Source organism: Xanthomonas sp. LMC-A-07 (assembly GCF_030208825.1).
GTDB classification, from domain to species: Bacteria; Pseudomonadota; Gammaproteobacteria; order Xanthomonadales; family Xanthomonadaceae; genus Xanthomonas; species Xanthomonas campestris.
Window position 1 is genome coordinate 108,950 of record NZ_JARVTF010000007.1, and the last position, 19,187, is coordinate 128,136.

Below are 19,187 nucleotides of genomic sequence, written 5' to 3' on the forward strand. Positions count from 1 at the left end.
ACGAAGCGCGCACTTTTGCTGATGCGCGATCTTGTGCGCGATCTTGCTGAGCGGCTCGGCTCTGAGCGGCAAAGTGATCAGCAACGCCGCGCTGCGAAACGTTTCAACTGGGGCCTGCACACAGTACTGACCCACGCTGGCCCAAGCGCTTGCACGCCACACCTTCGCTAGCAGCAATGCGGTTTGGCGCAGTGGCCTATGTCTGGATTGGACTTGTCGGTGTGCGTCGATTTGGCGACCATCGTGGCATGACCATTTTCCAGACCCTGCTCACCGCCATGGTGATCGCATCGCCCATCGCCGCCTGTGCGGCGGACACGACCGGCACTGCCGGCACCACGCCGGCCGCTGGCGCCACCATCCACGTCAATCAACTCGGCTATCTGCCGGGATCGGCCAAGCTGGCGGTGGTCGGCTTGCCGGCGTCTGCTGCGGCCAGTCCAGACCGCTTCACGGTGGAGGATGCCAAGGGCGCTCGCGTGCTGGAGGGCAGCTTGTCGCCAGCGGCCAGTTGGGCACCGGCGGGGCAACAGGCACGGGTGGCCGACTTTTCCGCACTGCGCACGCCGGGCACGTATCGGTTGAAGATCGCCGGCATGCCGGCCTCGGATGCATTTCCGATTGCAGCCGGTGCCTACCAGCCGGTCGTGGATGCTTCGCTGAAGGCGTTCTACTACAACCGTGCCAGTACCGAGTTGCCGGCACAATTTGCCGGGCGCTACGCGCGCGCGGCCGGGCATCCGGACACCGATGTGCGCATCCATCCGTCGGCGGCGTCTGCCACGCGCCCGGCCAACAGCGTGATCAGCGCGCCCAAGGGGTGGTACGACGCGGGCGACTACAACAAGTACATCGTCAATTCCGGCATCAGCACCTACACCTTGCTGGCCGCGTATGAGCACTACCCGGCGCTGTTCAAGGCGCAGGCACTCACCATTCCCAACGATGCGCCCGGCGTGCCCGGCATCCTGCAGGAAACCTGGTGGAACCTGGAATGGATGCTGGCCATGCAGGACCCGGCCGATGGCGGGGTGTACCACAAGCTCACCGACAAGCAGTTCGATGGGCTGGTGATGCCGGACCAGGCCAAGCAGCAGCGCTATGTGGTGATGAAGGCCACCGCCGCCACGCTGGATTTTGCCGCGGTGATGGCGGCGGCCAGTCGCGTGTATGCGCCGTTCGACAAGCAGTATCCAGGCGCGTCGGCGCGCATGTTGAAGGCCTCACGCAGCGCCTGGGCATGGGCGCAACAACACCCGAACGTGATCTATCGCCAGCCTGACGACGTGCGTACCGGCGGCTACGACGACGCCACCGTAGACGACGAATTCGCCTGGGCAGCAGCGGAGCTCTATGTGAGCACGCGCGAGGACGCGTTCTACGACGCCATGCTGGCGCGCAACGTACATGCCAGCGTGCCGGGGTGGAGCAATGTGGGTGGATTGGCCTGGATGTCGTTGGCCGCCCACCGTGAGCAGCTCACGCCGCATGCCGACCGCGCACGGATCGAAGGCGAAATCAGCGGGCTGGCGCAGCGCCTGGGCGAGCAGTGGCAGGCATCGCCGTGGCGGTTGGCCATGGCCGACAACGACTTTGTCTGGGGCAGTAACGCGGTGGTACTCAATCAGGCCATGATGCTGCTGCAGGGCTACCGGGTGACGCAGCAACGTCGTTATCTGGATGCGGCGCAATCGCAGCTGGACTACATCCTGGGGCGCAATCCGCTGGGGCTGTCGTTCGTCACCGGGGTCGGGCAGCGCACCCCGATGCATATCCACCATCGCCCATCCGAAGCAGACGGCATCGAGGCGCCCGTGCCGGGCTGGCTGGCCGGTGGCCCGCAGCCGGGCCAACAAGATGCGAAGGACTGCAAGGTGGCGTATCCGTCCAAGTTGGCCGCACTGTCGTATCTGGACAATACCTGCAGCTACGCAACGAACGAGGTGGCAATCAACTGGAATGCGCCGCTGGTGTATGTAAGTGCGGCGATCGAGGCGTCGACCCGCTGAGGCAGGCTTCAGCGCGTCGACGCGGTTTTCCTTCTCCCGTCGGGAGAAGGTGGCGCATAGCGCCGGATGAGGGGCGCCTCAGCGAAATGCCGATGCCTGACATGACAAACGCGTCGCTACGCGTCGGCAGAAGTGAATCGCCGCGAGCATCGCTTGCCGTACCCTCACCCCAACCCCTCTCCCGTAGGAGAGGGGCTTAAAGCCGCCGATTCATCTTATCGGCGCGGTTGCAGCGCGGTCGGATAGTGCAGCGCGCGTCGGTCTTTGATCTGGACGCTTGGGACGCTCATCTCAGCTGGGAAACTCACTTCAGCTGGAAAGCTCACTCCACCCGCGTACCAAAAATCCGGTCGCCGGCGTCGCCCAGGCCGGGCAGGATGTAGCCTTTTTCGTTGAGGTGGTCGTCGATGGCGGCGGTATAGACCTCCACGTCCGGGTGCACCGCTTCCAGCGCTTTCAGCCCTTCGGGCGCGGCGACCAGGAAGATGCCCTTGATGCGCCGTGCGCCAGCGCGCTTGAGCATGTCGATGGTGGCGATCAGCGTGCCGCCGGTGGCCAGCATCGGGTCCAGGATCAGCGCATCGCGTTCTTCCAGGCGGCCGGTGAGGCGCTCGAAATACGGCACCGGTTGCAGGGTTTCTTCATCGCGCTGCAGGCCGACCACGCTGACGCGCGCGGCGGGAATCAACGCCAGCACGCCAGGCAGCATCCCCAAGCCGGCGCGCAGGATCGGCACCAGGGTGATCTTGGCGCCGGCGATGCGTTGCACTTCCACCGGCCCGGCCCAGCCCGGCTGCACGTGCGATTCGGTGTCCAGATTGGCCGTGGCCTCGTAGGCCAGCAGCGTGCCCAGCTCGGTCACCAGTTCGCGGAAGCCCTTGGTGCTCAACGCTGCATCACGCAGCAGGCCGATCTTGTGCTGGACCAGGGGATGACGGACTTCGACGATTTTCATGGGCGGCAGCGTGCGGGAGAGGCCCACAGTGTGCCGCAGCCGGCCGCAGCGTCGCCACACAGGGTGTGTGATGGTGCTTGCATATGTCATGTCGGTGAAACGTCGCGGACATAGTGTGCACACCCATTCTTAACCGATTGGGGAAGCACTCGTGTTGAACAAGACTCCGCTCTGCATGGCGATCACGCTGACGTTGGCCTCGGTCGCGTGGAGCCCGCTGGCACAGGCGGCAGAAGAGGCGGTCGCGACCGGTGCAGCCAGCGGCGCGGCGGCGATCGACCTGGAGCGGCTGGAAGTGCGCCCGCAGCTGGAAGCGCAGGAGCGCGCAGTCGATCTCAAGCGTGCTTCCGATGCGATCCAGGATGCGGTGGCCTCCGATGCGATGGGGCGTTACCCCGACAAGAATGTTGCAGAATCCTTGCAGCGCCTGCCCGGTGTCAGCGTCACCCGCGACCAGGGCGAGGGGCGCTTTGTGGTGATCCGCGGCCTGGATTCGTCGCTCAACACCGTGACCATCGACGGCATGAGCATGGGGACGCCGGAAGACGGCACACGCTCGGCGCCGCTGGATGTGATTCCGTCCGATTCCACCGAGCGCTTGAAGGTTGTGAAGTCGCCCACGCCGGACATGCCGGGCGATTCGATCGGCGGCGCCATCCAGGTGGAATCCACCTCGGCGTTCGATCGCGACGGGCGCACCCTGCGCGGGTCGATCGAAGGCAGCCACCAGTCGCTGTCGGGCAAGACCAGCCCCAAGGGCGCGTTCAATTACAGCGACATCTACAACGGCACCTTCGGTGTGGCGGTGGGTGTGAACTATCAGGACCGTGAGTTCGAATCCGATAACACCGAAGTGGCGTACGACAGCTTCGACGGTGGCGCTGCCGATGACCTGTTCGCCGGCGAAGTGCAGCGTCGCAAGTACTTCATCGAGCGCACCCGCATGGGCGCCAACCTCAATCTGGACTGGCGCCCGGACGCCGACAACCGCTACTACCTGCGCTCGCTGTACAGCCGTTTCGACGATGCCGAAACACGTCAGCGCACCATCTTCGGGCTGGCCGATGGGCAGGTCAGCGCCAACGGCGATGGTACCTACGACGTGGCCGACCTGCCGGCGGACAGCATCTCCAAGCGGGTGCGCTACCGCACCAAGAAGGAAGACAACACGGCGATCAGCATCGGTGGCGAAAACCGCCTGAGCGCTGCAACGGTGGACTACAAGGTGGGCTACACCAAGACCACCGAGCGCGTAAACGACGAAATGGAAGCGCGCTTCAACTACGACGGCGACGACCTGTCGGCCACCGTGGACCAGCGCAGCGGCATCCCGCGGCTGGGGTTCTCTGACAACGGATGGCAGAGCAACCAGGACTTCGTGTTCGACCGCTTTGTCGTGTCGCCCAAGACGGTGGACGACAGCGAGCACAGCGCGCAGGTCAATGTGCGCTTCGACGGCGAACATTCCAGCCTGAAGATGGGTGTGCTCGGTCGCTGGCGCGAGCGCGATGTGGACGTCAACGAACAGGAGCTGCGGCGTGGCCCGGCGATCGATCTGAGCAGCTGGACCACCGCCGCACCGGAGCACCGCGGCGGCACGCTGGGCGAAAGCATCGGCTCGGACGGCATGCGTCGCTACTGGCGCACGTCGGGCGGGTTGTACAGCGCACGTCCGCAGGACGTGGGCGGCAACCAGCAGGTCTCGCTGCAGGACGACTACACCGCCACCGAAGACGTCTTCGCCACCTATGCCATGGGCACCTGGGACATCGGTGCATTACGCATGATTGCCGGTGTCCGCGTGGAAAACACGCAGTTCAACGCCACCGGCAACCAGGTGGACGTGGCCGAAAACGGCCGCACCGCCACTGTCACGCCGCGCGAGGCTTCCAGCAGCTACACCAATGTGTTGCCGGGCCTGCACCTGCGCTACGACAGCGGCAACGATTGGGTGTTGCGGTTTGCAGCCAACAAGACCCTGTCGCGCCCGTCGTTCGGCGATGTGTCGCCGCGCGTGAGCATCAACCGTGGCGATGAAGAAGTGAGCATCGGCAACCCGGACCTCAACCCGTATCGCTCCACCAACCTGGATCTGTCGTTCGAAAAATACATCGGCAGCACCGGCCTGGTGTCGCTGGGCGTGTTCAACAAGTCGATCGACGATTACATCGTGCAGACCCTTAGCACCACCGACGCCGAATTTCCGGGCCTGCGGGTGACGCGCTCGATCAATGGCGACACCGCCAAGGTGCGCGGCGCCGAGTTCAACTGGCAGCAGACATTGGACTTCCTGCCCGAAGGCTGGAACGGCTTGTTGGTCGGCGCCAGCGCCACCGCCCTGGACAGCGACTTCGACCCGGGCCTGAGCAATCGCGCCGGCGACGACTTCATGCTGCCGCGCTCGTCCAAGCGCATCTACAGCGGCCATCTGGGCTATGAAAAGTATGGCTTCAGTGCGCGCGTGGCGGCTGTGTATCGCAGCGAATACCTGGACACCATCGGCCAGAGCCGCGCGTACGATATCTACGTCGCGCCACACACCCAACTGGATGTCAGCATGAGCTATCAGTTCAACAGCCACGTCAGCCTGTATCTGGAAGCGCAGAACCTGCTCGACGAGCCGTTGGAGCTGTATCAGGGCGTGCCCTCGCGCACGCTGCAGAACGAAGAGTACGGCCGCACCTATGCGCTCGGCCTGAAGGTGGCGCTGTGATGGCCGCGCGCCACATCCTGCAGACCACAGTGCTCGCCGCTGCGGCGGCGTTGGCCGGTTGCGCCAGCGCGCCGGCCGACCGCGAAGCCGACGAAGCGCTGCTGCAAGACCCTTTGCTCAGCGAGTCCAAGGTCGCGCATCAGGTGGTGCCGGAGGCCTTCATCACGGCGCTGACGCCTGCCGACAACCTGGATTCGCCGGCCAGCTGGATTGCGCCGGATGGTAGCCGCTGGCTGATCGCCACCGCCAAGGCCACGCATGCGCTGGTGGTGTTCGATGGCGACAGCGGCAAGCGGTTGCGCGTGGTGGGCGGCAAGGGCAAGGCGCTGGGCAAGCTGGATCGTCCTAACGGGATCTCGGTGGTCGACGATCTGGTGTTCGTGGTGGAGCGCGACAATCGCCGCGTGCAGGTGTTCTCGCTGCCGGACTTCAAGCCGTTGGCCGCCTTCGGCCAGGACGAACTGCGCGAACCGTACGGCCTGTGGGTGCGCAAGCACGACGGCGGCTACGAGGTGGTGGTCAGCGACAACTACATGTCGCCGGCCAACAAGGACACACCGCCGCCGTTGGCCGAGCTTGGTCAGCGGTTCCGCCGCTATCAGCTGCAGGCCGCAGGGCAGGGCTGGAACGCGACGCTGACGCAGAGCTTTGGCGATACCACCGAGGCCGGTGCGGTGCGCATTGCCGAATCGGTCTTTGGCGACGAGGCCAACGCGCGCCTGATGATTGCCGAGGAAGATGTCGCGGTAGGCACGCAGTTGCGTGAGTACGGCATGGATGGCCGCTATCGCGGCCGTAATGTGGGCACGGGCTTGTTCAAGGCGCAGGCCGAAGGCATGACCTTGCTGCAGTGTGCCGACGGCAGCGGCTACTGGATTGCCACCGACCAGTTCAAGGACCGCAGCGTGTTCCAGGTGTTCGATCGGCAGAGCCTGGCGCCGGTCGGTGCGTTCGCCGGGCGCGTGACCGCCAATACCGATGGCGTGTGGCTGGACCAGCATGGCGATGCGCGCTTCCCGGGTGGGGTGTTCTACGCGCTGCACGACGACCAGGCCGTGGCCGCATTCGATTGGCGCGACATCGCGCGCACGTTGCGCTTGAAGGACTGCGCACCGTGACAGTGATGCAGCAGTCGTTGAAGCAGCATTCGTTACGCGCCGTGCTGGCGTTGCTGGCGCTCGCCGGTGTGCCCGCCGTGGCTGCCGACAAGGCGGCCGAGCCGAACACGCAGGTGCCGCTGGGCTCTACGCACTACGTGGCCGATGGTTTCCCGGACCGTATCGTCGCCACCCCGGCGCAGGATGCCGCGCGAGGCTTCGCAGTGGCCTGGCGCACCGACGCCAGCGTCACTGCGCCCTGGCTGGAACTGGTGGTAGCCGGCGATTCGCCGGATGTGGGCACGCCGCGGCGCATCCAGGCCACGACCGCAACCTTGAGCTCGGAAAACGGCGCCTCGCATCATCACCGCGCCGACATCGACGAACTCACGCCGGACACGCTCTACGCCTATCGCGTGCAGGGCCACGGCACGTGGGGCGCGTGGAATCACTTCCGCACCGCGGCCACGCCCGACACCCCGCTGACGCTGCTGTATTTCGGCGATACGCAGAACAAGAATCTCAGCCTGGTGTCGCGGGTGATTCGTCAGGCCTGGCGTTCGGCACCGGAGGCACGGTTGGCATTGTTCGCCGGCGATCTGGTCAGCGGCAAGGACGGCCAGGACGACAACGAATGGGCCGAATGGTTCGAAGCCGGCCGCTGGTTGCTGGAAGGCACTGCGGTGGCGCCAGCACCGGGCAATCACGAATATCACGAAGAGGCCGAAGATACCCCGCAGGCCACCCGCACCCTGGGCGGCCATTGGCCGGTGACCTTCGCGCTGCCGCGCAACGGCCCGGCCGCCACCGCGCGCACCAGTTACTGGTTCGATTACCAGGGCGTGCGCATCGCCGTGCTCGATGGCACCTCGGCGCTGGATCTGGGCACCGGGCAGGCACAGGCGCAGTGGCTGGATGGCGTGCTCGCCGACAACCCGCATCCGTGGTCGATCGTGCTGATCCATCAGCCGTTCTTTTCGCCGCGTGCCGACCGCGAGAATGAAAAGCTGGTCGAGCAAGTGTTGCCGGTGATCCGCCGCCACAAGGTCGATCTGGTGCTGCAGGGCCATGACCACACCTACGGCCGGCGCGGCGATGACGGCGGCCAGCCAACGCCGGTGTTCGTGGTCTCTGTGGCCGGCCCCAAGCAGTACCGGCTCTCGGACATGGCGCGCAAGACCATGCGCCCGGTGGGCGAGGACACCCAGCTGTATCAGGTGCTGCGCATCGATCAACAGAAGCTCGTCTACGAGTCGCGCACGGCGACCGGACGCCTCTACGATGCGTTCGAGCTGCAACGCCGCGCAGATGGGTCCAAGCAGTTGATCGAGCACGAGGCGGGCCGGATTGCACCACGCGATTGCCCGCGCAGTGCCACGCTCAAGGGGCGGGCGGATCGCTGTTGGGAATGATGGCGTGTGGTCTGCGCGCGGTTGCGGACATCGTGCGCAGCGTGATGCGCTAGCAGCTGCCGTTGCATAAAAGCGGCATGTGGCGCTTGCATCGGAGCATCGATCACAGGGCTTGCCGGAAAGCTGTCACTGCGTCGGTCATCGCGCTTAATAAAAGCTTCACGGCCTACGTCACGGGATGACAGCCGGACAACGGCGCGAATGGGATTAGACAAGGCCTGAGCCGAATCTCTCCCGCGCGCACGCCACCAGCATGCGGACTGCCGAGAGTTGCGGCGCCCCCAGCCGTAAGGCCGCCGATGATTCCGCACCAGTTCCACCGTACCGCGCCCAGCAAGCAGTTGCTGTGGGAAGAACGCAGGATCCAGGCCCGATTGCAGCGCCTGCTGCCGGGCTGGACCTGCAATGTCTGGGACGACGCCGACAATTCCGCGCTGATGCGCAGCGCATTTCCGGAACTGGCCGATCGCTTTGAAGCCATCCGCTTCGGCGTCATGAAGGCCGACATCGCCCGCTGTGCCTACATGCATGTCTACGGCGGTTTCTACTTCGATACCGACTACAAATTGCTGCGCACGCTCGGCCCGGATGTCTTGACCCAGGCCTGCGTACTGCCCGTGGAAGAGGGCGCGCCAGACAACGCGGCGTTCAAGATCGGCAACGCGGTCTTCGGCTCGGAGGCGGGCCATCCATTCTGGCGGGCGTTTATCGAGCACATCTTCAGCGCGCACGCGCCGGAGTTGCTGGAGGACCATCGGCAGATCCCGATGATGTCCGGCCCACGTGGAATGACGCGGTTCTATAACGCCAATGGTGCGCAGTTCGCGGGCATCGTGTTCCCGGCGCGCGATGCGTTCCATCCCGACCGCACCTGGTTCGGGCTTGGCCACCGCGGCGGCGCCACGGCAGTTGGCTCGCATCTGTGCTGGGCGTCGTGGCGCGGCAAGTCGCCGCGCCGCGCGGTCACCAACTACCTTCGCCGTAAGTTGAGTGCCGTGCCCATCTGAGAAGTCCAAGCGGCTTACTGGCGTTTTACGTTTGCAAAAACAGTTGCGGCGACCTCATGGGTGGGTCGCCGCAACTGTGTTGTCGTGGGGCTGTCGCGGTGCAGAGAACCAGCGAGACTGACGAACGCCCCACGACACATCGCCATCAGGCGGTGCCAGATCCACTGCCCGGCGCGTGTCAGACGCAGCCAGCACCAGGTGCACTGTGCTGGCGGCACCTCACCTCACCAGCACTCAACCTATTCACCAGCCCTCAAGCCGCCTCGGCCTGCGCCTGGCGCGGGCCTTCCTTGAGCGCTTTGGCGATCAGGCCCACCAGCAGGTCGAGTTCGGCTTCGTCCATGCCGAAGTGCGGGGTGAAGCGCAGCGAATTCTCGCCGCCGTGGATCACGTTGACGCCGTGGTGGCGCAGCCACTCCTCGGTGGAGCCGGCGCCGTAGCACTTGTACTGCGGTGCCAGTTCGCAGGAGAACAGCAGGCCGGTGCCCTGCACCTTGGTGATCAGGCCGCCGAGCTCGGCCTGCAGCGCTTCGAGCTTGCGCAGCGCCTGTGCACCGCGCAGGCGGATGTTGTCGCGGATCTGCGGGGTGAACAGCGCCAGCGTGGCGCAAGCCACATCCAGCGCGCGCGGGTTGGTGGTCATCGTGTTGCCGTAGGTGCCCTTGCGGTACACCTGCGCGGCCTGCTCGGTCACCGCGAGCACCGAGAGCGGATATTGCGCGGCATTGAGCGCCTTGGAATAGGTTTCCAGATCCGGCGGATCGAGCTGCTCGAAGCCGGGGTAATCCACCACCGACAGCACGCCGTGCGCACGCAGGCCGGCCTGGATCGAATCCACCAGCAGCAGGCTGCCGTGGTTACGGGTCAGCGTGCGCGCGGCAGCGTAGAACTCCGCCGGCAGCGCACGGCCCGGGTCGCCTTCGCCCATCACCGGCTCCAGGAACACCGCCTCGATAAACCAGTGGTTGCGCGCTGCCTCGTCAAAGGCACGCTGCAGGGCGGCGATGTCATACGGCGCAATCGCAATCACCGAGTCTTCGTCGCGGTAGCTGGCCAAGTACTTGCTGTAGGTCTTGCGGCTGGAATCGGAATACAGCCCCGGGCGATCGGTGCGGCCGTGGAAGCTGCCCTTGACCACCAGTCGCTTGATGGTGGCGCCGGCGTGGCGCGCACCCGGGTCGGTGTGCAGCTTGGCGTTGGTGTCGACGATGCGCGCGGCCAGGCCCACCGCTTCGGAGCCGGAGTTGAGGCACATGAAGCGCGCGAACGGGCAGCCGCCGCGGGTGTGGCCGATCTCCGCGCGCAGGGCGCGGTCGAGCTTGCGCTGCGCCAGGCTGGGCGTCATCACGTTGGCCATCACCTGCGGGCGCGCCATGGCGTCGAGCACCGCCTCGGGCGTGTGGCCGAAACCGAGCATGCCGTAGCCGCCGGCGTCGTACAGCACCGCGCCCTTGAGCGTGATCACCCACGGGCCGCGCGCGGCCAGGGCCACGTACGGCGTTACCGCGTCGTCGGCGTAGAAATTGATGAAGCCGTCCTGCACCGCGCTGATCTGCGCCTCTTCGTCCAGGTCCAGCAGGTCGGCGACCTCCGCCTGCACCAGGGCGTATTCGCTGCCGGCAGCCTCGATGGCCTGGCGCAGGGTGGGGTGGTCGGTGGCCAGGCGTTCGATGGTGGCATCGTCCAAGCCGGCGGTCAGGCGGCGGCCGGCGTGGGCACGCAGCGGGGCGAGCGGGGCAAGGACAGACATGCGCATCTCCTGAAGCGGTGGCGTTCCCGTCACATTAACGGCAGTGGATCGTCGTTTGGCAGCGCCGATCCGGACAGGAATTGAGGTATTTTCGTCGATTCGACGAAATGAATGGCCGAAATGAAGATCACACCCGCCGACGAGCAGTTGTTGTCCCTGCTGCGCGAGGACGCGCGCGCCTCCACCGCGCAGATCGCGCGCCGGCTCGGGCTCTCGCGCACCACGGTGCAAAGCCGGCTGGAGAAACTCGAGCGCGAAGGCGTGATCAGCGGCTACACCGTCCGCACCCACGACGCCTACGAACACGGCCGCATCCGCGCGCACATCCTGATCACCGTGCTGCCGAAAAAGATGCCCGCGGTGGTCAAGGCCCTGCGCGAGATCGCCGACGTCCGCGCGCTGCACTCGGTCAGCGGCCCCTACGACCTGATCGCCCTGGGCGTGGTCGGCGGCGTAGACGCCATGGACGTGCTCACCGACGCCATCGGCGCCATCGACGGTGTGGAGCGCACCACCTCGTCGATCATTCTGTCGACCAAGTTCGAGCGGTAGTGGGCAGGGAATCGGGAGTGGGGAATCGGGAATCGTAAGAGCCATGATTCGCGAGCTAGCAAGCCCCTCTCCCCCGGGAGAGGGGTTGGGGTGAGGGTACGGGGCGAAGCCTCTGCAATATTTGAGCGCATTATGCTTCGCCCGTACCCTCATCCGGCGCTGCGCGCCACCTTCTCCCGATGGGAGAAGGATCTGCTACCTCCGCGATCTCCGCAGGTCTTGTTTCCCTGGAGGAAAAGGCTGCCAAACCTGCCCCAGCATGTCCCGCTAAACTACCGCCCCCAAACCGCTGTACCGCCACGCCTTGAAGAAGTCCGATTTCCATTACGACCTGCCCGAAGAGCTGATCGCCCAGGCGCCGTTGGCGGAGCGTGCGGCCAGCCGTTTGCTGGTGGTGCCGCCGACGCCGGCGGCCTTCAGTGACCGGCAGGTGCGCGATCTGCCCGAGCTGCTGCAGCCGGGCGACCTGCTGATCTTCAACGACACTCGGGTGATCCCGGCGCGGTTGTTCGGGCAGAAGGCCAGTGGCGGGCGGGTGGAGATCCTGATCGAGCGGCTGCTCGGCGGGCAGCAGGCGCGGGCGCAGATCGGTGCCAGCAAGTCGCCCAAGGCCGGCAGCGTGATCGCGCTGGACGCCGGTGGCCAGGCCGAGGTGCTGGGCCGCGACGGCGAGTTCTACCTGCTGCGTTTCGAGATCCCCGCGCCGCTGGAGCATTGGTTGCTCGACGCCGGGCGCCTGCCCCTGCCGCCGTACATCCGCCGCGAGCCGGGGCTGGACGATCGCGAGCGCTACCAGACCGTGTTCGCGCGCGAAGTGGGCGCGGTCGCTGCGCCGACCGCCGGCCTGCATTTCGACGAAGCCCTGCTGGCCCGCCTGCGCGCGCGCGGGGTGGAGTTCGGCCATGTGACCTTGCACGTGGGCGCCGGCACCTTCCAGCCGGTGCGCGTGGATGCGCTGGACAAGCATGTGATGCACACCGAGTGGCTCAATGTGGGCGCCGCGCTGGTCGAGCAGGTGCGCCGCACCCGTGCGCGCGGTGGCCGCGTGATCGCGGTGGGCACCACCGTGGTGCGCTCGCTGGAAAGCGCCTGGCGCAAGACCGACGACGCCCCGGACGGCGAATTGCAGCCGTTCGCCGGCGAAACCCAGATCTTCATCCTGCCCGGCTACCGCATCCGCAGCGTCGATGCGATGGTCACCAATTTCCACCTGCCCGAAAGCACGCTGTTGATGATGGTCTCGGCCTTCGCTGGCCGCGACCGCATCTTCGCCGCCTACGCACACGCCATCGCGCAGCGCTATCGCTTCTTCTCCTATGGCGATGCGATGTTGTTGTGGAGCAGGGAGTGGGGATTAGAGATTGGAGATTCGTAACAGCACTCCGTTCGCCGCCTTCTCGCTTTTGCCAATCCCGAATCCCCAATTTCCAATCCCGGCCCCTCAATGTCCCGACTCCAGTTCCAGCTCCAGACCACCGACGGCCATGCGCGCCGTGGCCGCCTGACCTTTCCGCGTGGCACGGTGGAGACGCCGGCGTTCATGCCGGTGGGCACCTATGGGTCGGTCAAGGGCATCCTGCCCGAGCAGATCCGCGCGCTGGGCGCGGAGATCATCCTGGGCAACACTTTCCATCTGTACCTGCGCCCTGGCCTGGACGTGATCGGCGACCACGGTGGCCTGCACGGGTTTGCGCGTTGGGACGGGCCGATCCTCACCGACTCGGGCGGCTTTCAGGTGTTTTCGCTGGCGCATCGCCGCAAGATCACAGAACAAGGCGTCACGTTCTCCTCGCCAACCGACGGCGCGCGGGTGTTCCTGGGGCCGGAAGAGAGCATGCAGATCCAGAAGGTGCTCGATTCGGACATCGTGATGATCTTCGACGAATGCACGCCGTACCCGGCCACCGAAGACGTCGCGCGGCGTTCGATGGAGCTGAGCCTGCGCTGGGCGCAGCGCTCGCGTCAGGCGCATGACGGGCTGGGCAACGACGCGGCGCTGTTCGGCATCGTGCAGGGCGGGGTGCACCCAGACCTGCGCAGCCGCTCGTTGGACGGGCTGCAGGCCATTGGCTTCGACGGCTATGCCATCGGCGGCCTAGCGGTGGGCGAGCCCGAGCACGAGCGCAATGCCATGCTCGAACACCTGCATCCGCGCCTGCCGGCCGAGCGGCCGCGCTACCTAATGGGCGTGGGCCGGCCGGAGGATCTGGTCGAAGGCGTGGCGCGCGGGGTGGACATGTTCGACTGCGTGATGCCCACCCGTAACGCCCGCAACGGTCACTATTTCACCTCGTTTGGCACGGTGCGCATTCGCAACGCCAAGTACGAGCGCGACCTGGACACCATCGAGCCGGGCTGCGGCTGCCACGCCTGCAGCAGCGGCTACACGCGCGCGTACCTGCGCCATCTGGACCGCTGCAACGAGATGCTGGCGCCGATGCTGGGCACCCTGCACAACCTCTGGTACTACGAAAAACTGATGGCCGACATGCGCGCGGCGATCGCGGCGGGAACCTTTGTGGAGTTCCGGCGGTCCTTCTATGCGGCACGCGGCGCCACCACGCCGCCGCTGCCCGGGGAATCCAGCTGAGACCTGCCGTCCGTGCCCTGGCGCGGACGGCGTGGGACCTGCATGGCATAATTCCCGGCTGTTCCGCTCCGGCGGTACCTGAATGGCGAGCGGGCCGCTGGGCGCGCTGGCACTAAACCTAGGATGCATAGAATGAATCTGCTCGATTTCCTGATCCCCGTCGCCCAGGCGCAGGCCACTGGTGGCGCGCCGGCCCCCGGCCCGATGGGAAGCCTGTCCACCTTCGCGTTGCCGATCATCCTGATCGCGGTCATGTACTTCCTGATGATCCGCCCGCAGATGAAGCGCCAGAAGGAACACAAGGCGTTGCTGGACAAACTGTCGCGTGGCGATGAAGTCATCACCTCCGGCGGCGTGGCTGGCGTGATCACCGATATCGGCGAGAACTTCATCACCGTGGAAGTGGCCGACAACGTGCGCATCCGCGTGCAGCGCAGCGCCGTTGGCCACGTGCTGCCCAAGGGCACGCTGAAGTCCGCCAGCTAAGTCGCGTCATCGGCAGCGGGCACCGTCCGGCGCGGCCGGCAGGTGCTCGAAAACGGCAGGGGCCGCTCGTACACTCCGCTGTCGTTGCGCTGCCAATTCGTGCTTGGGTCCGCTCAAGACGTCGCTGCAAGTGAACACCTGCAACACCACAGCTGCGCGCACCCTCTGGTGGGCGCAGTCGGTGCACGAAGTCGGACCACGCCCCCGGGCGCTTTTGCTCCATGCACTGCCCGTATCCACCGGATGACCGCTCGCGACGCTGTATCGGCCGCCTGAAGTCGTTCTCACTGCTAGGCGTGGCGCCGGGATGGTGCCACGCGGGACTGTCGCAATGCTCGAATTTCCTCGCTGGAAGTATTTCCTGATCCTGGTGGTGCTGGCGGTCAGCGCGTTGTATGCGCTGCCCAACGTCTACCAGAAAGACCCGTCCGTGCAGATCACCGCCAGCCGCGGTGCGCAGCTGGACGACGCGTTGCGCAGCCGGATCGACGCCGACCTCAAGAGCGCCGGCATCACGCCCAAGGCGGTGACCCGGGAAGGCGACAGCCTGATGGTGCGCCTGCCTAACCTGCAGGCGCAGACCCGTGCCAACGACGTGTTGCGCCAGCAGCTGGGCGAGAACTACACGGTGGCGCTGAACCTGGCATCCACGGTGCCGGACTGGCTCGCCAAGCTGGGTGGCCGGCCGATGGTGTTGGGTCTGGACCTGGTCGGCGGCGTGCACTTCGCCATGCAGGTCGATCAGAAAGCCGCGCTGGAAAAGCGCCTGGAGGGCTTTGCCGAGGACATCCGCACCACGCTGCGCGATGGCCGCATTGCCTATCGCTCGGTCGAGCGCCGTGGCGACAACAGCATCCAGGTCTCGTTGGGCGAGGGCGCCAGCGCCGATGCCGCGCGGACCGCGTTGGCCAAGTCGCAGCCCACGCTGACCTACGACGTCAGCGGCCAGACCATCTCGGTCAAGGTGCCGGAGGCCGAACTCAAGCAGATCGCCAGCGGTGCGATCGAGCAGAACCTCACTACCTTGCGTAACCGCGTCAATGCACTGGGCGTGTCCGAGCCGACCATCCAGCGCCAGGGCGAAGACCGCATCGTGGTCGAACTGCCCGGTCTGCAGGACACCGCCGAGGCCAAGCGCCTGATCGGCGCCACCGCCTCGCTGGAATTCCGCGCCGTGGTCGAAGGCAATGCCGAAGACGCCGTGCGCAGCGGCACCATCCCGCCGGAAGCCAAGGTCTACCGCGTGCGTGACAGCGGCGCGCCGGTGCTGCTCAACAAGCGCGCGCTGGTGACCGGTGACCAGATGGTCAGCGCCAGCGTCAGCACCGACCAGAACGGCATGCCCGCGGTGGCAGTGACGCTCAACAACGTGGCCGGCCAGCGCATGCTCGATTACACCAGCGCCAACGTCGGCAAGCTGATGTCGGTGGTCTACATCGAACGCATTCCCACCGTGACCATGGTCGACGGCAAGGAAGTGCGCAGCGTGCGGGTCAAGGAAGAAGCGCTGTCGCCGACCCGCATCGCCGGCGTGTTCGGCAAGAACTTCCAGACCACCGGTCTTGAGAAGGTGGAGGCCGAGAACCTGGCCAAGCTGCTCAAGTCCGGCTCGCTGGCCGCACCGATGGACTTCGTCGAGGAATACGTGATCGGTCCGAGCCTGGGTGCGGAGAACGTGGAGCGGGGCGTCACTGCGGTGATCTATTCGTTCCTGTTCACGCTGGTGTTTTTCACCATCTATTACCGCGTGTTCGGCGCGATCACCTCGGTGGCGCTGCTGTTCAACCTGCTGATCGTGGTGGCGGTGATGTCGTTGTTCGGCGCCACCATGACGCTGCCGGGGTTTGCCGGTCTGGCGTTGTCGGTCGGCCTGTCGGTGGACGCCAACGTGTTGATCAACGAGCGTATCCGCGAAGAGTTGCGCCTGGGCGTGCCGGCCAAATCGGCGATTGCGGCCGGTTACGAAAAGGCCGGCGGCACCATTCTGGACGCCAACCTCACCGGCCTGATCGTGGCGGTGGCCTTGTATGCCTTCGGCACCGGGCCGCTGCGCGGTTTTGCGTTGACCATGATGATCGGTATTTTTGCCTCGATGTTCACTGCGATCACGGTCTCGCGTGCATTGGCGGTTCTGATCTATGGCCGCCGCAAGAAGCTCAAGTCTGTGGCCATCTGAGATGCGAGTCCTGCCGCGGCGCGCGCCTTTGCGCAACGCCGCAGCAGGAATCCCTGCGCAAGCGGCCGGACCTTGACGGTGCGGTCGTCCAACGGAAGCTCTTTTCATGAAACTGTTCCCGCTTCATCTCATTCCCAACGACACCAAGATCGACTTCATGCGCCTGCGCAAGCCGGTGCTGATCCTGATGCTGGTGATCGCGGTCGCCTCGGTCGGCGTGATCGTCGGCAAGGGCTTCAATTACGCACTGGAATTCACCGGCGGCACGCTGGTGCAGACCTCCTTCCAGAAGACGGTGGACGTGGACCAGGTGCGCGAGCAGCTGTCCAAGGCCGGCTTTGAAAACGCCCAGGTGCAGAACGCACGCGGCGGCAACGAAGTGATGATCCGCCTGCAGGCGCGTGAGCAGCACAACAACCGCGACGATGCCGCAAGCACCGTCGCCGAAGAAGTGCGCAAGGCCGTCAGCACCCCGCAGAACCCCGCCACCGTGCAGCCGGGCGAATTCGTCGGCCCGCAGGTGGGCAAGGACCTGGCCTTGAACGGTGTCTACGCCACCGTGTTCATGCTGGTGGGCTTTCTGATCTACATCGCGTTCCGCTTCGAGTGGAAGTTTGCGGTGGTGGCCAGCCTGACCGCGCTGTTCGACCTGTTGGTCACGGTGGCCTTCGTGTCTCTGACCGGGCGCGAGTTCGACCTGACCGTGCTGGCCGGCCTGCTGTCGGTGATGGGCTTTGCGATCAACGACATCATCGTGGTGTTCGACCGTGTGCGCGAAAACTTCCGCGCGCTGCGCGTGGAGCCGCTGGAAGTGCTCAACCGCTCGATCAACCAGACGCTCTCGCGCACGGTGATCACCGCAGTGATGTTCTTCCTGTCGGCACTGGCGCTGTACATCTATGGCGGCGAGTCGATGGAAGGCCTGGCCGAGACGCACATGATCGGCGCGGTGATCGTGGTGATCTCCTCGGTAATCGTGGCGGTGCCGATGCTGAGCATCGGACCGTTTGCGGTGACAAAGCAGGACCTGCTGCCCAAGGCCAAGGACGTGGAGGCGCTAGCGCGTCGTCCTTGATCGGTTGGCAAAAGGTGTGACGAAAAAACCGCGCATTGCGCGGTTTTTTCGTTTCTGGCGTTGGACGTCGCGACTGCATGGTGTGCACCGTGACGCCACTACTCAAGATTGTGAACACTAGGGATTTCGTCGGACACGTGATGCCGATCGATACCCAGTACGTTGCGGTAGAGAGCCGCTGGCCAGGATGAAGCGCCGCATCCAACTGAGACACGCCTGCTCGGTGCGCAGGCTGTAGTGCCGAACGCGCAAGCGGTCGCGCACTTGATCGAGCAGCCGCGCCGGCGGACGTGCTGTTACGCCATTGTTTTTGGGGGTGTATTTCATACGCCTGTGTCCTTGCTGGATAAGGCTGGAAGCCTCGCGATGGTTGAGTCCGCTTGCCGTCGCGTAATCCCGTGATCGCGGCTAAGATTTCCCCATTCACAAAGCGCCAGCGATCGAAGATACTCCTTGCAACACCGCATTTCGGCGGTCCAATGGTAATTAGGCGCGAGGGGAGCGTTCACTGATGGCCATGCAAGACAAGATTATTGCCGGGATCATGCTGGTTCACGGCTCGCTCGGAATTCTCTGGACTTTTTGGGTTGCTTCCCAGATTGGCTTTCCTGCGGCATTCCTTGCCGCAAATCTGGCGCTTGCTGCAATTGGCATTGCTGCTGGCATCGGCTGGCTCAAGCGACGCCGCTGGGCGGCCTACGTAGCCATTGCGTTCTTTCTTGTGCAACTTGTACACGTGCTCACCTCAACCTTCCAATGGTCGTTCACTCTCGGATTCAACCTCAACGTTTCGCTTGGTTGGCTCAGCAGGGGAGAGCTTGGCCTCAACCTGTTCGCTTTGGTCATGCTGCTGTGGTCGAGCGCACGGGCCTTCGCGCCTAACAATTCATTCAAGCCGACGTTGCTTCGCAACTCGGCTTAATTCAAGCGTTAGGCAGCAAGGAGAGATCATCGTGACTCAGACAGTGACCCCCGTCCTTCGGGTAACCAGTGCTTCCGCCAGTTTTCCGTTCTACGTTCAGGGGCTTGGATTCACCGTCGATTGGGAGTATCGGCACGAGCCGGATTTTCCGGTCTTTGCGCAGCTTACTCGCGGAGACCAAACGATCTTTCTGACAGAGCACGCGGATGACTGTCAGGTAGGTGGTGCCGTCTACTTTGCTGTTCCCGATGTAGACGAGTGCCATCAGGCGTTTCAAACAGCAGGACTTGTGCAATCTGGCGCGCCGCATAACACCGCATGGAAAACCCGCGAGATCCTAGTAACAGATCCAGACGGCAACAGGCTCACATTTTTCACTGAGCTCGCTGCCTAACAATTCATTCAAGCCGAACCCGCTTCGCGGGTCGGCTTAATTCAGGCGT

Annotated in this window: 15 protein-coding genes; 13 read left to right on the forward strand and 2 right to left on the reverse strand. The window is 65.0% G+C overall.

Features of this window, described 5'->3' with window-relative positions:
- Positions 1-248: 248 nt before the first annotated feature.
- The gene (locus QRM89_RS07445) at positions 249-2,009 is read left to right on the forward strand and encodes a glycoside hydrolase family 9 protein (RefSeq protein ID WP_285447684.1); all 1,761 of its coding nucleotides are present in this window, start codon (positions 249-251) and stop codon (positions 2,007-2,009) included.
- Positions 2,010-2,331: 322 nt separating this feature from the next.
- Here QRM89_RS07445 and upp read toward each other — a convergent pair whose 3' ends face one another.
- A complete protein-coding gene (gene upp / locus QRM89_RS07450) occupies positions 2,332-2,964 on the reverse strand; it encodes a uracil phosphoribosyltransferase (protein ID WP_011037528.1) in 633 nt (210 codons plus the stop codon).
- Positions 2,965-3,115: 151 nt separating this feature from the next.
- On the opposite strand from upp, the gene QRM89_RS07455 reads away from it, so the two are divergent.
- The 4 genes from QRM89_RS07455 to QRM89_RS07470 all read left to right on the forward strand — a co-directional run bounded on the left by QRM89_RS07455 (position 3,116) and on the right by QRM89_RS07470 (position 9,193).
- Positions 3,116-5,677 carry a TonB-dependent receptor gene (locus QRM89_RS07455; protein ID WP_285447685.1) on the forward strand — a complete coding sequence of 854 codons (2,562 nt, stop codon included), beginning with the start codon at positions 3,116-3,118 and terminating at the stop codon, positions 5,675-5,677.
- A complete protein-coding gene (locus QRM89_RS07460) occupies positions 5,674-6,795 on the forward strand; it encodes a phytase (RefSeq protein WP_285447686.1) in 1,122 nt (373 codons plus the stop codon). The genes QRM89_RS07455 and QRM89_RS07460 overlap by 4 nt, the downstream gene beginning before the upstream one ends.
- A gap of 5 nt (positions 6,796-6,800) precedes the next feature.
- Positions 6,801-8,186, forward strand: coding sequence for a metallophosphoesterase family protein (locus tag QRM89_RS07465; RefSeq protein WP_285447695.1), 1,386 nt, complete (start codon positions 6,801-6,803; stop codon positions 8,184-8,186).
- A 299-nt stretch (positions 8,187-8,485) separates the two neighbouring features.
- Complete coding sequence (locus QRM89_RS07470) at positions 8,486-9,193, forward strand: glycosyltransferase (RefSeq protein ID WP_285447687.1); 708 nt, start codon at positions 8,486-8,488, stop codon at positions 9,191-9,193.
- A 253-nt stretch (positions 9,194-9,446) separates the two neighbouring features.
- Here the strand turns inward: QRM89_RS07470 and QRM89_RS07475 are convergent, their stop codons facing one another.
- Entirely contained in the window at positions 9,447-10,943 is a 1,497-nt protein-coding gene (locus QRM89_RS07475) for an aminotransferase class III-fold pyridoxal phosphate-dependent enzyme (RefSeq protein ID WP_285447688.1), read from the reverse strand.
- A gap of 120 nt (positions 10,944-11,063) precedes the next feature.
- Here QRM89_RS07475 and QRM89_RS07480 point away from each other — a divergent pair, with 120 nt between their 5' ends.
- From QRM89_RS07480 to QRM89_RS07515, 8 genes are all read left to right on the forward strand, one after another.
- On the forward strand, positions 11,064-11,495 hold the full coding sequence (locus tag QRM89_RS07480) for an Lrp/AsnC family transcriptional regulator (protein WP_012438075.1): 432 nt from the start codon (positions 11,064-11,066) through the stop codon (positions 11,493-11,495).
- A gap of 304 nt (positions 11,496-11,799) precedes the next feature.
- Positions 11,800-12,870, forward strand: a complete 1,071-nt coding sequence (gene queA / locus QRM89_RS07485) for a tRNA preQ1(34) S-adenosylmethionine ribosyltransferase-isomerase QueA (protein ID WP_285447689.1) — start codon at positions 11,800-11,802, stop codon at positions 12,868-12,870.
- A gap of 69 nt (positions 12,871-12,939) precedes the next feature.
- A complete protein-coding gene (tgt, locus tag QRM89_RS07490) occupies positions 12,940-14,085 on the forward strand; it encodes a tRNA guanosine(34) transglycosylase Tgt (protein ID WP_012438077.1) in 1,146 nt (381 codons plus the stop codon).
- Between the two features lie 132 nt (positions 14,086-14,217).
- Positions 14,218-14,571, forward strand: a complete 354-nt coding sequence (gene yajC / locus QRM89_RS07495; RefSeq protein ID WP_011037519.1) for a preprotein translocase subunit YajC — start codon at positions 14,218-14,220, stop codon at positions 14,569-14,571.
- A 331-nt stretch (positions 14,572-14,902) separates the two neighbouring features.
- Entirely contained in the window at positions 14,903-16,747 is a 1,845-nt protein-coding gene (gene secD, locus QRM89_RS07500) for a protein translocase subunit SecD (RefSeq protein WP_175611777.1), read from the forward strand.
- Between the two features lie 106 nt (positions 16,748-16,853).
- On the forward strand, positions 16,854-17,822 hold the full coding sequence (gene secF / locus QRM89_RS07505) for a protein translocase subunit SecF (RefSeq protein ID WP_040941150.1): 969 nt from the start codon (positions 16,854-16,856) through the stop codon (positions 17,820-17,822).
- Positions 17,823-18,339: 517 nt separating this feature from the next.
- Positions 18,340-18,744 (forward strand): hypothetical protein, encoded by a 405-nt coding sequence (locus tag QRM89_RS07510; protein WP_285447690.1) that lies wholly within the window; start codon positions 18,340-18,342, stop codon positions 18,742-18,744.
- 31 nt (positions 18,745-18,775) lie between these two features.
- A complete protein-coding gene (locus tag QRM89_RS07515) occupies positions 18,776-19,138 on the forward strand; it encodes a VOC family protein (protein WP_285447691.1) in 363 nt (120 codons plus the stop codon).
- The last annotated feature ends 49 nt before the right edge of the window (positions 19,139-19,187 follow it).